The 15,233-nt window shown below is 72.3% G+C and carries 12 protein-coding genes; 8 read left to right on the top strand and 4 right to left on the bottom strand.

The genetic code is table 11. From position 1 onward, the window contains the following. Positions 1–87: 87 nt before the first annotated feature. The 3 genes from AB0O53_RS34140 to AB0O53_RS34130 all read right to left on the bottom strand — a co-directional run bounded on the left by AB0O53_RS34140 (position 88) and on the right by AB0O53_RS34130 (position 4,889). A complete protein-coding gene (locus AB0O53_RS34140; RefSeq protein WP_350993075.1) occupies positions 88–792 on the bottom strand; it encodes a Pvc16 family protein in 705 nt (234 codons plus the stop codon). Beyond that, positions 789–3,926, bottom strand: a complete 3,138-nt coding sequence (locus tag AB0O53_RS34135) for a hypothetical protein (RefSeq protein ID WP_365200872.1) — start codon at positions 3,924–3,926, stop codon at positions 789–791. Before AB0O53_RS34135 ends, AB0O53_RS34140 begins: the two co-directional genes overlap by 4 nt. A gap of 249 nt (positions 3,927–4,175) precedes the next feature. Continuing rightward, complete coding sequence (locus tag AB0O53_RS34130) at positions 4,176–4,889, bottom strand: helix-turn-helix transcriptional regulator (RefSeq protein WP_350993071.1); 714 nt, start codon at positions 4,887–4,889, stop codon at positions 4,176–4,178. A gap of 188 nt (positions 4,890–5,077) precedes the next feature. Here AB0O53_RS34130 and AB0O53_RS34125 point away from each other — a divergent pair, with 188 nt between their 5' ends. Continuing rightward, complete coding sequence (locus tag AB0O53_RS34125; protein ID WP_435886712.1) at positions 5,078–6,427, top strand: COG1470 family protein; 1,350 nt, start codon at positions 5,078–5,080, stop codon at positions 6,425–6,427. 347 nt (positions 6,428–6,774) lie between these two features. On the opposite strand, the gene AB0O53_RS34120 is transcribed toward AB0O53_RS34125, so the two are convergent. Beyond that, complete coding sequence (locus tag AB0O53_RS34120) at positions 6,775–7,383, bottom strand: hypothetical protein (protein WP_350993070.1); 609 nt, start codon at positions 7,381–7,383, stop codon at positions 6,775–6,777. Positions 7,384–7,516: 133 nt separating this feature from the next. On the opposite strand from AB0O53_RS34120, the gene hemL reads away from it, so the two are divergent. From hemL to ccsB, 7 genes are all read left to right on the top strand, one after another. Further along, on the top strand, positions 7,517–8,839 hold the full coding sequence (hemL, locus tag AB0O53_RS34115; protein ID WP_350993068.1) for a glutamate-1-semialdehyde 2,1-aminomutase: 1,323 nt from the start codon (positions 7,517–7,519) through the stop codon (positions 8,837–8,839). Further along, a complete protein-coding gene (locus AB0O53_RS34110; RefSeq protein WP_350993066.1) occupies positions 8,836–9,534 on the top strand; it encodes a histidine phosphatase family protein in 699 nt (232 codons plus the stop codon). Before hemL ends, AB0O53_RS34110 begins: the two co-directional genes overlap by 4 nt. Before the next feature lie 167 nt (positions 9,535–9,701). Further along, on the top strand, positions 9,702–10,934 hold the full coding sequence (locus AB0O53_RS34105) for a polysaccharide deacetylase family protein (protein WP_403139277.1): 1,233 nt from the start codon (positions 9,702–9,704) through the stop codon (positions 10,932–10,934). 77 nt (positions 10,935–11,011) lie between these two features. Further along, positions 11,012–11,638 carry a TlpA family protein disulfide reductase gene (locus tag AB0O53_RS34100; protein WP_350993064.1) on the top strand — a complete coding sequence of 209 codons (627 nt, stop codon included), beginning with the start codon at positions 11,012–11,014 and terminating at the stop codon, positions 11,636–11,638. Between the two features lie 4 nt (positions 11,639–11,642). Continuing rightward, positions 11,643–12,416 carry a cytochrome c biogenesis CcdA family protein gene (locus tag AB0O53_RS34095; RefSeq protein WP_350993062.1) on the top strand — a complete coding sequence of 258 codons (774 nt, stop codon included), beginning with the start codon at positions 11,643–11,645 and terminating at the stop codon, positions 12,414–12,416. Between the two features lie 13 nt (positions 12,417–12,429). Beyond that, positions 12,430–14,127 (top strand): cytochrome c biogenesis protein ResB, encoded by a 1,698-nt coding sequence (gene resB, locus AB0O53_RS34090; RefSeq protein ID WP_350993060.1) that lies wholly within the window; start codon positions 12,430–12,432, stop codon positions 14,125–14,127. Further along, the gene (ccsB, locus tag AB0O53_RS34085; protein ID WP_350993058.1) at positions 14,124–15,212 is read left to right on the top strand and encodes a c-type cytochrome biogenesis protein CcsB; all 1,089 of its coding nucleotides are present in this window, start codon (positions 14,124–14,126) and stop codon (positions 15,210–15,212) included. Before resB ends, ccsB begins: the two co-directional genes overlap by 4 nt. Positions 15,213–15,233 lie beyond the last annotated feature (21 nt).

Genomic DNA, 15,233 nt, shown 5'->3' with positions numbered 1-15,233 from the left:
CCGTCTCCCGGTCCGAAGCCTGCTCCGAAGCCTGCTCCGGGGCCTGCTCCGGGGCCGGGGCCGGGGACGGGGGCTGGAGGGTGTGCGTCACGGCTGGCGTTCTCCTCGTCGGCGGCGGGCGGGAGCCTTGGGCCGTTCCCGGGAGCCGCCGAAGCCCTCCGGTCCCGGCGTGCCCAGTTCGACGTAGCGCAGCCGGCGCGGGCTGCCGTCGCCGTCCGGTCCGGCCTGCGGTACGGAGTTCACGACGAGGCCCTGGGTGACCGGCGGCGCCGCGACCTTGCTGATGCCGGCCAGCGGTGCCTTCACGCGCAGCCCGAGGGACGGTTTCAGTTCGCCGCCCAGCGCCGACCACACGTCGGAGGCGGCCGGCGCGTCCATGCCGGTGCCGCCCGCGTCCACGTCCACGAGCAGGCCGAGGTCGGCGAGCGTGCCGGTGAGCAGGCGCGGGGGGAGCGTGTCGGTGGCCACGAGGCAGGACAGCACCTGGGACAGCAGCCGGTGCTCGTCCTGCGGCCGGCTCGCCCAGGCGGTGACCAGGTACGTCAGCTCGAACCAGCGCGGCGGGGTGCGGCGCGCGACGACGAACCCGTCCTCGTCGTACACCTCGCCCCCGCCGCTGCCGCGCCGGGTCGGGTCCTCCCGGATGTCGTACAGGAACACGCAGACGGTGGGCGCGCTGCGGCGGGCGGCCCAGTCGCGGGTCGGCGCGTCGAAGACGACCTCGACGCCCGACGCCTCCAGACCGGATTCCGCGAGCAGCCGCCGCAGCCCTTCGTCGACCTCGTGGATCACCGGCGGCTCACCTCGTCGGGCGGCTGCACCGTGCCGTTGACCACGAGGAAGTCGGTCTGCACGGGGGAGAAGCCGGGGCCGCTCGCGGTGATGATGCGCGGACCGGTCTGGTCCTTGGCGAGGATCAGCAGCTGGCCGATGAAGGTGCCGTCGGCCTGGGGGACGGTCGGTGCCGCAGCGGCCGTGATCCCGGGCTTCCACGCGAACCGCACCGGAGCGCCGGGCGGGAAGTCCTCGCCGCGGACCGAGGTGACGAAGCCGGGCCGGCCGATCGGCGGGACGGCCACGATGCGCGGCTGGAGGATGCGCAGCTGCTGCTGGGCGGTGTTGTCGCCGGGGTCGGCGTCGGTGCCGGTGGTGGTGAGGGTCGCGGTGACCTGCCCGGTGAGCGCCTTGTCGGGGCTGAGGACGACCCGCAGGACGGTGCGGGCGCCCGGTGCCAGGTCGGGCAGGGCGCACGTCCCGCCGCGGTCGCAGCCCGGCGGGGGCCCGTCGTGGGGGACTCCCTCGGGCAGGGCGATGCGCAGCCGCAGGCCGGTGGCCAGGGCGTCGCGGCCGTTGGCGACGGTGAAGGTGACGACGACGCGGCCGCCGACGTAGCCGGGGTTCGGCTGCGCGGTGATGCTCACGCCGGGGCCGGCCTTGGGCGCCGGCGGCTGCGGTGCGGGCGCGGGCGTCGTGGGCGGGGTCGTCGGCGGGGTCGTGGGCGGGGCCGGCGTCGGGGTGGGCGGTGTCGGCGTCGGCTTCGGCGGTACGGGGGCCTCGCGCACCGGCACCACGGTCCGGCCGGCGTTGTCGCTGGGGCGGGGGTCGAGGACGGTGCCGGTGACCGACCACTCCACGGGCTGGTCGCCGGGGGTGACACCGGTGAGGGTGACCGTCACCGGGACCGTGGTGCCCGGCGGCACGATGCCCAGGGTGCAGGTCAGCGCGGCGGCGTCGCAGGCGGCGCCGGGCGTGCCGGGGGCGGTGAGCCCGGTGACGCTCACGCCGAGCGGGGGAGCGACGGTCAGCCGGGTGCCGGGGGAGGCCGCCGGACCCTGGTTGACGACGTCCACCCGGACGGTGGACGAGCCGCCGACGGTGAGCGGCGCGCTCTTGTCGGGCGCCCGCACCGCGAGGTCCACCGACTGCTGCACGCCCGGTTCCTTCTGACGGCCCGGCAGGCCGGTGACGAGCAGGTTGTGGGCGCCGGTGGCGACGTCCACCAGCTTCAGCTTCTCCGGGCTGTTGGCGGCCCGGGAGCCGCGGCCGGTGAGGACCAGGGACTTGCCGTCGGCGGTCCAGGCGGCGTCGCGGGGCTGGTAGGGGCCGTTGCCGGTGGTCTCGGGCAGTTCGCGGCCGCAGGCGCCCGGCTTGTCGCGGGCGGCGTCGGGCAGCAGGACCCGACAGGTGCCGCCCGTCGCGGAGGCGAGCAGGATGCCGCTGCGCTCGTCGACGCGGCCGCCGCCGTTCTTGCGGTTGAAGGCGATGGTGGTGCCGTCCGGGGAGAACGCCGGGCTGTCGTCGATGACTTCGCAGGCGCCGAAGCAGATGGTGGCGCTCAGGTCGCGCTGCCGGTCGAGGTGGTCCACGGGCACGGTCCAGACGTGCTTGTTGCCGCCGTGGCCGTTGATCACCAGGTTGCGGGTGAAGGCGAGCGTCGTGCCGTCGGAGGACCACGTGGGCTGGGCGTCGCCGCCCTTGGGCTGGTCCGCGGGCGGGACGACCTCGCCGCGGATCGCTCCGGTCGCGGCGTCCGCGATCAGGATCCGCCCGGGGCCGGCCGCCTGGCCGATGCCGCCGGGGGAGGTACGGGTGAAGGCGAGGTACTTGCCGTCGGGGGAGAACGTCGGGTCGGTGTCCCAGTCCTTGGGGCCGCGGCCGGCCAGCGGCAGGGCCGCTGCGTTCGTGCCGTCGGCGTCCGCCATCCAGATCCGCTGGATCCGGGCGTCGGCCTTGCCCTCGAAGCGGGTCACCACGATCCTGCGCCCGTCGGGCGTGTAGTTCTGCCGCTCCGTCCACGGGTCGAAGCCGGGGCCGGGCTGGAACAGCGGGTCCTTGGCCGGGTCGGTGTTGGTGTCGGCCGCCGGGTCCTCGTTCAGGATCGTCAGATTGAGGTCGCGGGGGTCGGAGCCGTCCGCCCGCGCGTCCTGCAGGGTCACGACGTGCGGGCCGCCCGCCGAGATCCGCTCGACGACGGCGCCGCCGCCCTGGAGGGGGCCGAGCCAGGTGGGCGAACCGACCTCGCGGTCCTCGCTGTAGACGAGCTTGGGCGTGTCCGCCGAGTGCGCGGGCACCTGGAAGACGTGGTCCCAGTCGCCCTTGCAGTCACAGGTGCGGTCGGGGCTGAGGAAGAGCAGGCCGTTCCCGTCGGGCAGCCACGCTGCCCCCCGGGTCCGCCAGCCCGCCTGGGCGCCGGCCAGCAGCTGCCCGTCCGCGCGCCCGTTCGTCCACCGCAGGCGCGGCCCGGAGGCCCCGGTGGCGGTGTAGGCGAGCACGTCGCGGTTGGTCGCGTCGTCGACCGGGTTCCACACCGGTTCGGTGGCCGTGCCGTTCGCCGGGTCGGTGAGCCGGGTGGCGGCGCCGCCGCGCAGGGGGCGTACGTGGACCTGCGCGCCGGCGGCCCGGTCGGCGTCGGAGGAGTACGCCAGGCGTCCGCCCTCCGCGGAGACCGTCGGGTGCTCCTCGTTCGCGGGGGTGTCGGTCAGCCGGGTCAGGCCGGTGCCGTCGGTGCGCACGAGCCACAGGTCGCGCTGGACGCCGCCGGCCGCGGCGCGCTGGGCCGAGTCGAAGACGACCGACCGCCCGTCGGGGGTCAGCCGGGGGTTGGCCGCGTCCATGCCGCTGGTCAGCCGGCGTACGGAGCCGTCCGCGGACCGCAGGTAGACCTGCGGGCTCTTCTCGTCGCGGCGGCTCGCGAAGACGAGCCGGTCGCCGAGCGCCGACGGCTGGACGTCCAGGTGGGCCGGTCCGTCGCCGAACAGCGGGGTGCTGGCGTCGTTCTTGTCGGCCGCCACCTTCCCCAGGCTGCGGTGGCGCGTGCCGGCGTACGCGATCCGGCTGCTCCCGGCGTCGGCCGCGAGGGGCTGCGCCCCGGCGTCGCCCGGTCCGGCTGCCGCCGTCACCGCGAGCAAGGGCGCCAGCAGCAGCATCGACGCGCAGGCCCTCCCCCAGCGGTGTCGGCGACGGCCGGACCCCTCCGTGCCCCTCACGGCCCACCTCACAGTCCGGTCCCGCATCCTGCCTGTCACCCCGCCACCCTGCCGGTCCGGCCGCGCGGACCGGGAGGGCCGCGGGGCCGGACCCGGGGGAAGCGTCGCTTGCGCTTTCGGGCAGTGGCGGGCGGTCGCACCGCCCGCGGACGCCCGGCCGGGCCGGGGCGCGCGGCGCCCCGCGCGCGGTCAGATCAGCCCGTTGCGCAGGGCGTAGCCGACCGCGTGCGTCCGGTTGCGCAGCTGCAGGCGCGTGATGACCTCGTGCAGAACGTTCTTGACGGTCCGTTCGGAGTACGAGGTCTTGCGCGCGATCTCCGCGGTGTCCAGGCCCTCCGACACCAGGCGCAGCATGTCCGCCTCGCGCGAGGTCAGGGTGGACAGGGACACCGAGCGGGGGTCGAGCGTGGAGCGCTGCAGGCTGCCCACGTGGTCGAGGAGTTTCGCGAGCAGGTCGCCGGGCAGCACGCCCTCGCCGTTCGCGATCGCCAGGACCAGCCGCAGGAGCCGGTCCTGGTCGGCCTCGGCGCGCCGCAGCACCGCGCTGACCCCGCACTCGATGGCCCGTTGCAGCGCGTCGCCCGACTCGAAGGTGCCGACCACGAGCCCGGTGCGGGTGTCGGGGTTGTGCCGCAGCCGGTACAGCAGGGCGGCCGTCTCGTCGTCGACGCTGTCCACGGTCACCAGCGACACCTGCGCGGCGTCGGCGTCCGTGTCGGGGACGAGTTCGATCTCGGGGCGTTGGCGCAGCTGGTGGACGACTCCGACGCGCAGGATCGGGTCGGAGGCGTAGACGGCCACGGTCACTCGGCGGCCGGTTCTGCGGGGAGGGGTCGGTGCGGGGGGCCGGGGTATGCCGGTGCCGGCCGTGAGGACGGGGCTGTTGTTGTCAGCGCAGCGCATGTGTCGTACCTGTTCCGTGATGCGTATGTGGGGTGACGGAATCGGCCGGCCGGGTCGGATCTCGACGCTGAGACACAACCGGCGGGCCTGCATGAGGAGTTGGGAAAGTCTGTGAGGGCATCCGGACTGCCCGGGGCCTTGCCCCCGCGTCCGTGGTGGCGGCCGGGGCGTCGCCGTAGCGTCGTGGCGTGACATCCCCAGCTGCATCTCCCAGCCCTGGCGCGCCCGTCCTCGACATCGAGCCGGTGTCGGTGATGCCGGGCGGTATCGCCACCACGAGCCTGACCGTTCGCAACGACAGCGACATCGTCGAGGCGTACCGCCTGGAAGTCGTCGGCGACTGCGCTGCCTGGACCACGGTGGAACCCGAGCGCGTCTCGCTGTATCCGGGAACCTCGGAGACGGTGACGATCCGTCTGGCGCCGCCCCGTTCGCCCCAGGTGCGGGCCGGGGACGTACCGCTCGCCGTGCGCGTGCTGCCCACCGAGCAGCCCGAGGCGGTCCGGGTTCCCGAGACGACCGTGCACGTGGAGCGCTTCCGGGAACTGCGGGCAGAGAGCGCTCCCAAACGCCGCCGCGGATGGCTGCGGGGTCGCTACCGCATCGCCGTGCGCAACGAGGGGAACGCCCCGGTCACGGTGGGCTTCACCCCCGCGCAGCCCGGCGAGGAGCTGAAGTTCGACTTCGCGCCGCCCACGCTGAAGCTGGAGCCGGGCGAGTCCGCCGAGGTGGTGCTGAAGGTCCGCACCGGCAGCCCGGTGTGGTTCGGATCCCCTGTGACCTGGCCGTTCACCGTGGAGGTGGCCGAGGTCGCGGAGGGCGGGGACGGTGAGGACGCCGCGGGGCGTTCCGAGCAGGAGGGCGTACGGGCTCCGCTGGAAGTGGAGTTCGTCCAGATCCCGATCTTCCCGACGTGGCTGCTCGCGGTGCTGGCCGCACTGCTGGCCCTGCTGCTCGCCTGGTTCATGCTGGTGCGTCCGGCCGTGCGCAGCACGGCCAAGGAGGCCGCGGCCGAGGCGGCCAGGAACCCGGCGCCCGCCGCGGACGGTGCGGGTCAGAACCCGGTGGCCGGCGGCGGCAAGCAGCCGGGCGGCGCGGGTGCGGGCCCGGGCGCCGCCAAGGGCAACCAGCCGGGGGCGGGCGGCGGTTCGGGCACCGGAGCCGGTGGCGGCGGCGGGGGCGGGCTGCAGAGCTCGGCCACCATCGACCTGCAGACCGGTGGCGGTCAGAGCAAGACCGGTTCCTACACGGTGCCCGCGGGCAAGGTGTTCGGGATCACGGACCTGGTGGTCGCCAACTTCCAGGGCGACGAGGGCGTGGTGACGATCAACTTCGGCGATCGGAAGATCACGACGATCGCGCTGGAGACGTTCCGAAACCAGGACTACCACTGGGTCACCCCCATCAGCATCACCGAGAGCCAGACTGTGACCGTTCAGGTGACCTGTGCGAAGCCGGGCACGCCGGCCACCGGCCGTCAGGCGCAGGAGTGCCACGAAGTCCTCAACGTCAGTGGTGTGCTGAGCGACCTCAGGTGATCCGAGCCTGACGGACATCGTCCGTCAGGCTCGCCCAGGAACAAAGCGGACCCGTACCGGTCCGTCCGGAAAGTGCTCACCGGACGGACTGGTGACGGGTCGTCTGCATTCCCGCCTTCCGGTGCGGTTGAGCCGTTCCACGGCTATTGCCTGCCTACTGGGCGGTAGCAAGACGGTCGAAAAAATATGGCTGTATTTCGACTCCCGTGTCCCGCCCTCCCCTCCCGGCTCCTTGCCCCGTCCGGGTCGTGGGGGCGGGCGGCGGCGTGTTCCGGCCAGGGCGGTGCGGCCCGGGTGCGGCGGAGCCGCCCGGGCTCGGGGGAGGAGAGGGAGAGCTCAGGGAGAGGTCAGGGCCAGACCAGGCAGTACGGCTGGTGGCCGGCCTCGTGGAGGCGGTGGCTGAAATCCTGCCACTCGTGGAGCAGCTGGTAGACGTTGAAGGCGTCGCTCGGGCCGCCGCGGTCCGGGACCGTGGACCAGATGAAGGCGGCGGCGCCCACGGACTCCTCGCCGATCCCGCGGAGCGGGTCGACCACCGTCATCGGGAGCTTGACCACCGCGTAGTCGGGGTGGAGGACGACCAGCTCCAGCGGGGGCACCTTGTGCAGGGGTATGCCCTCGATGCCGGTCAGGACCATCGCGGCCACCGTCTCCGGCTTGATCTTGGTGAAGAGGCCGCCCATGCCGAGCTCGTCGCCGCCGAGCTCCTCCGGCCGCATCGTCACCGGGACCCGGGCCGCCGTCGCGCCGTCGGGGGCGCCGAAGTACTTGTACGTCACTCCCATGCCGCGACCCCTGGGCACGTCCTCCGGATCCGTCGCGGGCTCCGGTACGGCGTCGGCCGCCTCGGTGGCGCGCCGTCGGTGCTTGCCCCGGCGGCGGGCCTCGCGGGCTTCGCGGGCGCGCTGCGGATCGAGGCCGTCCGTACCCTCGCCCGGTCCACCACCGCGTTGCATATCTCCACCCGACTGGTCTTGCTTGCCACGGCCCCGCGTCCCCCGCCACGCAGCCTGATCATCATGGCAGTGACCTCCCCCGCGGCGACGCGGTGAAACGCCCGCCCGCAAGTCTGTCGCAGCCTCTGAGACCATGGCTGGTGTGAGCTACCCGTACCCGTATGAAGCCCCAGTTTCGCAGACGCTCTTCGAGCGCGCCTCCCTCGTGACCCCCGGCGGCGTGAACTCTCCCGTGCGCGCCTTCCGCGCCGTGGGCGGTACGCCCCGGTTCATGGTGTCCGGCACCGGTCCGTACCTCACGGACGCCGACGGCCGCGAGTACGTGGACCTCGTCTGCTCGTGGGGGCCGATGATCCTCGGCCACTCCCACCCCGAGGTGATCGGGGCCGTCCAGGCGGCCGTCGCCCGCGGCACCTCCTTCGGTACGCCCGGTGAGGGCGAGGTGGCGCTCGCGGAGGAGATCGTGGCGCGCATCGAGCCCGTGGAGCAGGTGCGCCTGGTGTCCTCCGGGACGGAGGCGACCATGTCGGCGATCCGGCTGGCGCGCGGCTTCACCGGTCGCGCCAAGGTCGTGAAGTTCGCCGGCTGCTACCACGGTCACGTGGACGCGCTGCTGGCCGCGGCCGGTTCCGGGCTCGCCACCTTCGCGCTGCCGGACACCCCCGGCGTCACGGGTGCGCAGGCCGGCGACACGATCGTGCTCCCCTACAACGACCTCGAAGCGGTCCGGGCGGCCTTCGCCGCGCACCCCGGCGAGATCGCCTGCGTGATCACGGAGGCGGCGCCCGGCAACATGGGCGTGGTCACCCCCGCCGAGGGCTTCAACCAGGGCCTCGCGGACCTCTGCCGCGAGAACGGCGCGCTCTACATCTCCGACGAGGTCATGACGGGCTTCCGCACCTCCCGCGCCGGCTGGTACGGCGTCGACGGGGTCAAGCCCGACCTGATGACCTTCGGCAAGGTCATGGGCGGCGGCTTCCCCGCCGCGGCGTTCGGCGGCCGCGCCGACGTGATGGGCCACCTCGCCCCCGCGGGCCCCGTCTACCAGGCCGGCACGCTCTCCGGGAACCCGATCGCCACCGCCGCCGGCCTCGCGCAGCTGCGGCTGCTCGACGCGGCCGCGTACGACAAGGTCGACGCGGTCTCGGCGCAGATCCAGGGCCTGGTCACCGGGGCGCTCGCGAAGGAGGGCGTGGCGCACCGCCTGCAGACCGCGTCCAACATGTTCTCCGTCTTCTTCACCGAGGACGCGGTGCGCAACTACGACGACGCGAAGAAGCAGGAGAGCTTCCGCTTCAACGCGTTCTTCCACTCGATGCTGGCGCAGGGCGTCTACCTGCCGCCGTCCGCCTTCGAGTCCTGGTTCGTGTCCACCTCCCACGACGAGAAGGCGATCGAGCGCGTCGCGGCGGCCTTGCCGGCCGCCGCCCGGGCCGCCGCGGAGGCCACCGCATGAGCGCCGACGGCCGCGACGTGACGTCCGACCTCACCGTCGTGCACCTGGTGCGCCACGGCGAGGTGCACAACCCGGACGGGGTCCTGTACGGGCGCCGCGAGGGCTACCACCTCTCGGAGCTGGGCCGCCGGATGGCGGACCGGGTCGCCGAGCACCTGCGGGGCCGGGACATCGCCTACGTGGTGTCCTCCCCGCTGGAGCGGGCGCAGGAGACGGCGGAGCCGATCGCCAAGGCCCACGGCCTGGACCTGGCGACGGACCCGCGGCTGCTGGAGGCGGAGAACGTCTTCGAGGGCAAGACCTTCGGGGTCGGCGACGGCGCGCTGCGCAAGCCCGGCAACTGGAAGCACCTGACGAACCCGTTCAAGCCCTCCTGGGGCGAGCCGTACGTCGAGCAGGTGGTCCGGATGATGAGCGCGGTGGAGGCGGCGCGCGACGCGGCCCGCGGCCACGAGGCGGTGGCGGTCAGCCACCAGCTGCCGATCTGGATCGTGCGCAGCTTCGCGGAGAAGCGCCGGCTGTGGCACGACCCGCGCCGCCGCCAGTGCACCCTCGCCTCCCTGACGTCCTTCACGTTCCAGGGCGACAAGCTGGTGTCGGTGGGCTACAGCGAGCCGGCCCGGGACCTGGTCCCGGCCCACCTGCTCGCCGGGGCGAAGCCGGTGAAGGGCGCCTCCAAGGCGTTCGGCGCCTGATCCGCGCCCGGCCGGGCGCGATCCGACGGTCTGTTACGGGCCGTTACAGGCCTGTCTAATTAAATACAAGATGCGCGGGAATCACCGTGTCAGCACACATGTCCGGCCAACTTGTCCGTTTATATGGACTTTGGGTCGGGTGTGGTGACGACGATGGGGACGGTGACATGCGCGACATCAGGGGAGTCAGTCGGAGGGGGTTGCTGGGACTGGGACTTGGCGCCGCGGCCGCGATGGGAGTCGCCGGCTGCGGATTGCCCGATGTGTCCGGTCCCGGCGCTCCCGGACCCGTGAAGAACCCGAAGCCCGGCGAGGTGCCGGCCAGGCCCATCGGTGACGGCTCCACCGCCGACACCGGCCCGCAGCCCAATCAGCCCGACCGGCCCGTGCCCCTCCAGCCGGGCGAGACGCCGCCGCAGTTCGTCGTCTTCAGCTGGGACGGCGCGGGGGAGATCGGCAACGGCCTCTTCCCGCGCTTCCTCAAGCTCGCCAAGGACCACGGCGCGGCCATGACCTTCTTCCTCTCCGGCATCTACCTGCTGCCGGAGTCGAAGCGGCACCTCTACCGGCCGCCGAACAATCCCGTCGGCGCCTCCGACATCGGCTACCTCAAGGACGAGAACGTCCGTGCCACCCTCCGCCACGTCCGTGAGGCGTGGCTCGACGGGCACGAGATAGGCACCCACTTCAACGGCCACTTCTGCGGGGGCTCCGGCTCCGTCGCCCGCTGGACCCCGGACGACTGGCAGAGCGAGATCGACCAGGCCGTGTCCTTCGTCACAAACTGGCGCACGAACACCGGCTTCACCGATGTGGAACCGCTGCCCTTCGACTACCGCAAGGAGCTGGCCGGCGCCCGCACCCCCTGCCTCCTGGGCCGGGACAACCTCCTGCCGACCGCCCAGAGGCTGGGCTGGCGCTACGACTCCAGCTCGCCCGGCGGCCTCCAGGTCTGGCCCGTGCGCAGGTCGGGTCTCTGGGACCTGCCGCTGCAGTCCCTGCCCTTCCCGGGGCACTCCTTCGAGGTGCTCTCGATGGACTACAACATCCTCGCCAACCAGTCGAAGAACACCACGAAGGGCGTCCCCGCCAACTACCCGGCCTGGCGCAGCCAGGCCACGGCCACCTACCTCGGCGGTTTCCGCCGGGCCTACGAGACCAACCGCGCGCCGCTCTTCATCGGCAACCACTTCGAGGAGTGGAACGGCGGCATCTACATGGATGCCGTCGAGGAAGCCCTCAAGGGCATGGCGGACAAAAGGGATGTAAGGCTCGTATCCTTCCGGCAGTTCACCGACTGGCTGGAGGTCCAGGACCCCAAGGTGCTCGCCCGGCTGCGCACCCTCGGCCCCGGACAGTCGCCCGCCGGTGGCTGGAACACGTACCTCACCACCCCCTGATCATCGTCTGACCAGGGCATTGACTCCCGGCCGGGGGGTGCGGAAAATCCGCGAATTGCTCATGCGAAACTTTTCACATGAGCCTTAGCCGCGCCCCCCGACGCCGCTCACCCAGCGGCCGCGCCCTCCTGCTGACCGCGGTGACCGTCGCCGGCGCCCTCACGCTCACGGCGTGCAGCGGTTCGGACAGCGGCAAGCCGACCGGCAGCGGCGGCAACTACGTCACGGGCGAGGGCGGCATCTCCACCTCCCCCAAGGGCCAGCGCACCGATGCCCCGGGGCTCGACGGCGAGACCGTCGACGGCAAGAGCCTCGACACCAAGGCCCTCAAGGGCAAGGTCGTCGTCCTCAACGTGTGGGGCTCCTGGTGCCCGCCGTGCCGGGCCGAGGCCCCCTCCTTCGCGAAGGTCTCCAAGGAGCTCGCCGACGCCGGCAAGGACGTCGTCTTCGTGGGCGTCAACGTCCGCGACAACAGCAAGCAGAACGCCGCCGCCTTCGAAGAGACCTTCGGGATCACCTACCCGAGCCTCTACGACCCCGACGGCAAGCAGCTGCTCCGCTTCCCCAAGGGCAGCCTCAACCCGAACGCCATCCCCTCCACGCTCGTCCTGGACCGGGAGGGCAGGATCGCCGCACGCACCCTGGCCCCCCTCAGCGAGGAGCAGCTGCGCTCGATGATCGACCCCGTTCTCGCGGAGCAGTGACCTCGTGGTCGAGTACGTCCTCGCCGCCGAGGCCACGGGTGTGAACGAGACGGTCCTGAGCGGCGCCCTGCTGCTGGCGGTGCCGATCGCGCTCCTCGCGGGGCTCGTCTCCTTCTTCTCGCCCTGCGTCCTGCCGCTCGTCCCCGGCTACCTCTCCTACGTGACCGGCGTCAGCGGCGCCGACCTCGCCGAGGCCCGCCGCGGGCGGATGCTGGCGGGCGCCGGCCTGTTCGTCGCCGGGTTCACCGCGGTCTTCGTCTCCACCGGAGCGCTCTTCGGCTACTTCGGCTCCGAGCTCCAGGAGAACAAGGCGATCATCTCCCGCGTCCTGGGCGGCGTGGTGATCCTCATGGGCCTCTTCTTCATGGGGGCGATCCCGGGCCTGACCATGCGGGAGTTCCGCTTCCACAAGAAGCCCGCGGCGGGCCTGCTCGGCGCGCCGCTGCTCGGCGTCCTCTTCGGCGTCGGCTGGACCCCCTGCATGGGCCCGACCCTCGCGGCCGTCAACACCCTCTCCATCGACCAGGCGAGCGCCGGCCGCGGCGCCCTGCTCACCGTCGTCTACTGCCTGGGCCTCGGCGTGCCCTTCATCCTCGCCGCGATCGCCTTCCGCAAGGCGCTCGGTGCATTCGGCTGGGTGAAGCAGCACTATGCATGGGTGATGCGCATCGGCGGCGGCATGCTGATCCTCACCGGCCTGCTGCTCGTCACAGGTTTGTGGGACAGCATCGTCACCGACATGCAGAGCTGGACCCAAAGCTTCACGGTGGGGATCTGAGGAACCGACGGACATGAGTACGACAGACAAGGCGTCCACCGAGACGTCGCCCGAGCCCACCCCGGCGGACGCCGCCGAGGCCGCGGCAGGCTCCCAGCTCTCCACCGCACCCGTCGAGGACAGCGGTCCCGTCGGCATCGGCGTGACCGGCTGGGCCCGCTGGTTCTGGCGGCAGCTCACCTCCATGCGGGTGGCGCTGATCCTGCTCTTCCTGCTGTCCCTGGGCGCCATCCCCGGCTCCCTCGTCCCGCAGACCAACGTGGACGCGCTCAAGGTCGCCCAGTGGAAGAAGGACCACCCCTCCTTCGTCGGCGTCGCCGATGCGCTCCAGCTCTTCGACGTCTACAGCTCGGTGTGGTTCTCCGCGATCTACCTGCTGCTGTTCGTCTCGCTGATCGGCTGCATCGTCCCGCGCTCCTGGCAGTTCGTCGGCCAGCTCCGCGGCCGCCCGCCGGGCGCCCCCAAGCGGCTCGACCGGCTGCCCGCCCACACCACGTGGCGCACCGACAAGACCCCCGACGAGGTCCTCTCGTCCGCGCGGACCCTGCTCGCGGGCAAGCGCTTCCGCACCGAGGCGGGCAGCGGCACCGTCGCGGCGGAGAAGGGCTACCTCCGCGAGGCCGGGAACCTGATCTTCCACGTCGCGCTGATCGTGATGCTCGTCGCCTTCGCCTGGGGCCAGTACTTCAAGTCCGAGGGCGGCAAGCTGGTCCTGCGCGGCAGCGGCTTCTCGAACACGCTCACCCAGTACGACGACTTCAAGCCCGGCACGCTCTTCCACCCGGACGACCTGCCGCCGTTCAGCTTCACGCTGGACCGCTTCGACGCCACCTACGAGATGTCCGGCCCGCAGCGGGGCACCCCGCGCGACTTCAAGGCGTACGTCACCCTCAGCGAGGGCGCCCACGGAAAGCCCGAGAAGCGCGAGATCCAGGTCAACAAGCCCCTGGAGATCGACGGCTCCAAGGTCTACCTGCTCGGCCACGGCTACGCGCCCATCATCTCGGTGACCGACTCCACCGGAAAGGTCGTCTACAAGGACGCCGTCCCGGTGCTCCCGCAGGACGGCAACCTGACCTCCACCGGAGCCGTCAAGGTCACCGACGGATACAAGGACAAGGACGGCAAGCCGGAGCAGCTCGGCTTCACCGCCGTGTTCGTGCCGACCTTCGCCGGCGAGGGCCATGGGACGATGTTCTCCCAGTTCCCCGCCCTGCTGAACCCGCAGCTCATGCTCAACGCCTGGCACGGCAGCCTCGGCGTCGACTCGGGCCTGCCGCAGAACGTCTACCGGCTCGAAACCTCCAAGATGGAGATGTTCAAGGACGAGTCGGGCCAGCAGCTCATCAAGAAGCTCGCACCCGGCGGGACGATGGAGCTGCCGAACGGCGCGGGCACCGTGAAGTTCGAGGGCATCGAGCGCTGGGCCACCTTCTCCGTCACCCAGCAGCCCGGCAGCGGCCTCGCCCTCACGGGCGCGATCGCCGCCATCGCGGGCCTGGCCGGATCGCTGTTCATCCAGCGCCGCCGGATCTGGGTGCGCGCGGTGGCGGGCAAGGACGGCGTGACCGTCGTGGAGATGGCGGGCCTCGGCCGCAGCGAGTCCGCCAAGCTCCCGGAGGAGCTGGCGGACCTCGCCGCCACGCTGCACCAGCAGGCGCCCAGCGTGTCTGATCCTGTTGAAGAGACCCCTGAAGGAGAGCGCGGATGACGCCGCTCGCAGCCGCAGCCAACGAGAACCTGGCTGAGATCAGCAACTACCTGGTCTATTCGTCGATGGCGGTCTACACGCTCGCCTTCTTCGCGCACATCGCCGAGTGGACCTTCGGCAGCCGCAGCAAGGTGGCCCGCACGGCCGCCGCGCTGACCGGCACCGCCGAGGCCGGGGCCGCAGCCCCGGCCGTGCAGGTGCGCGGCAAGGGCGGCGCCACCGCCGTACTGGACCGGCCCAAGGTCACCACCCGCTCCGGCGCCGGCACCCGCGACGTCCCGGACGGCCCCGGCGCCGCCGGCGGCACCGTGCAGGGCGACCTGTACGGGCGGATCGCGGTCTCGCTGACCGCGCTCGCCTTCCTCGTCGAGGCGGCCGGCGTGGTCACCCGCGCGATGTCGGTCGAGCGGGCCCCCTGGGGCAACATGTACGAGTTCTCGATCACCTTCTCCACGGTGGCCGTCGGCACGTACCTGGTGCTCCTCGCCCTGAAGAAGAACGTCCGCTGGCTCGGCCTGATCCTGGTCACCACCGTCCTGCTCGACCTCGGCATCGCGGTGACCTGGCTCTACACCGACAGCGACCAGCTGGTTCCGGCCCTGCACTCGTACTGGCTGTGGATCCACGTCTCCACCGCCATCTTCTGCGGCGCCGTCTTCTACCTCGGTGCGGCCGGCGCGGTCCTCTACCTCTTCCGCGACTCCTACGAGGCCAAGCTCGCCGGCGGCGGCAAGCCCGGCAGGATCGCCTCCTCGGTCCTGGAGCGCCTGCCCTCGGCGGCCTCGCTCGACAAGTTCTCGTACCGCATCAACGCGGCCGTCTTCCCGCTGTGGACCTTCACGATCATCGCGGGCGCCATCTGGGCGGGCGACGCCTGGGGCCGCTACTGGGGCTGGGACCCCAAGGAGGTCTGGTCCTTCGTGACCTGGGTGGCGTACGCCTGCTACCTGCACGCCCGCGCCACCGCCGGCTGGAAGGGCCGCAAGGCCGCCTACCTGGCGCTCTTCGCCTTCGCCTGCTGGATCTGGAACTACTACGGCGTGAACATCCTGCTCAGCGGCAAGCACTCGTACGCGGGCGTCTGACCGGCGGGAGTGGGACGCTGG

It is taken from the genome of Streptomyces erythrochromogenes (assembly GCF_040684695.1).
Lineage (GTDB): Bacteria > Actinomycetota > Actinomycetes > Streptomycetales > Streptomycetaceae > Streptomyces > Streptomyces erythrochromogenes_C.
The sequence above is the reverse complement of the archived record's forward strand: the minus strand, read 5'-3'. Positions and strand labels throughout refer to the sequence as shown.

Coding starts and splice junctions, on each gene's coding strand:
- AB0O53_RS34135 (WP_365200872.1), bottom strand. CDS start 3,926: ATGCTGCTGCTGGCGCCCTTGCTCGCGGTGACGGCGGCAGCCGGACCG.
- AB0O53_RS34130 (WP_350993071.1), bottom strand. CDS start 4,889: ATGCGCTGCGCTGACAACAACAGCCCCGTCCTCACGGCCGGCACCGGC.
- AB0O53_RS34120 (WP_350993070.1), bottom strand. CDS start 7,383: ATGCAACGCGGTGGTGGACCGGGCGAGGGTACGGACGGCCTCGATCCG.
- hemL (WP_350993068.1), top strand. CDS start 7,517: ATGGCTGGTGTGAGCTACCCGTACCCGTATGAAGCCCCAGTTTCGCAG.
- AB0O53_RS34110 (WP_350993066.1), top strand. CDS start 8,836: ATGAGCGCCGACGGCCGCGACGTGACGTCCGACCTCACCGTCGTGCAC.
- AB0O53_RS34105 (WP_403139277.1), top strand. CDS start 9,702: ATGCGCGACATCAGGGGAGTCAGTCGGAGGGGGTTGCTGGGACTGGGA.
- AB0O53_RS34100 (WP_350993064.1), top strand. CDS start 11,012: ATGAGCCTTAGCCGCGCCCCCCGACGCCGCTCACCCAGCGGCCGCGCC.
- resB (WP_350993060.1), top strand. CDS start 12,430: ATGAGTACGACAGACAAGGCGTCCACCGAGACGTCGCCCGAGCCCACC.
- ccsB (WP_350993058.1), top strand. CDS start 14,124: ATGACGCCGCTCGCAGCCGCAGCCAACGAGAACCTGGCTGAGATCAGC.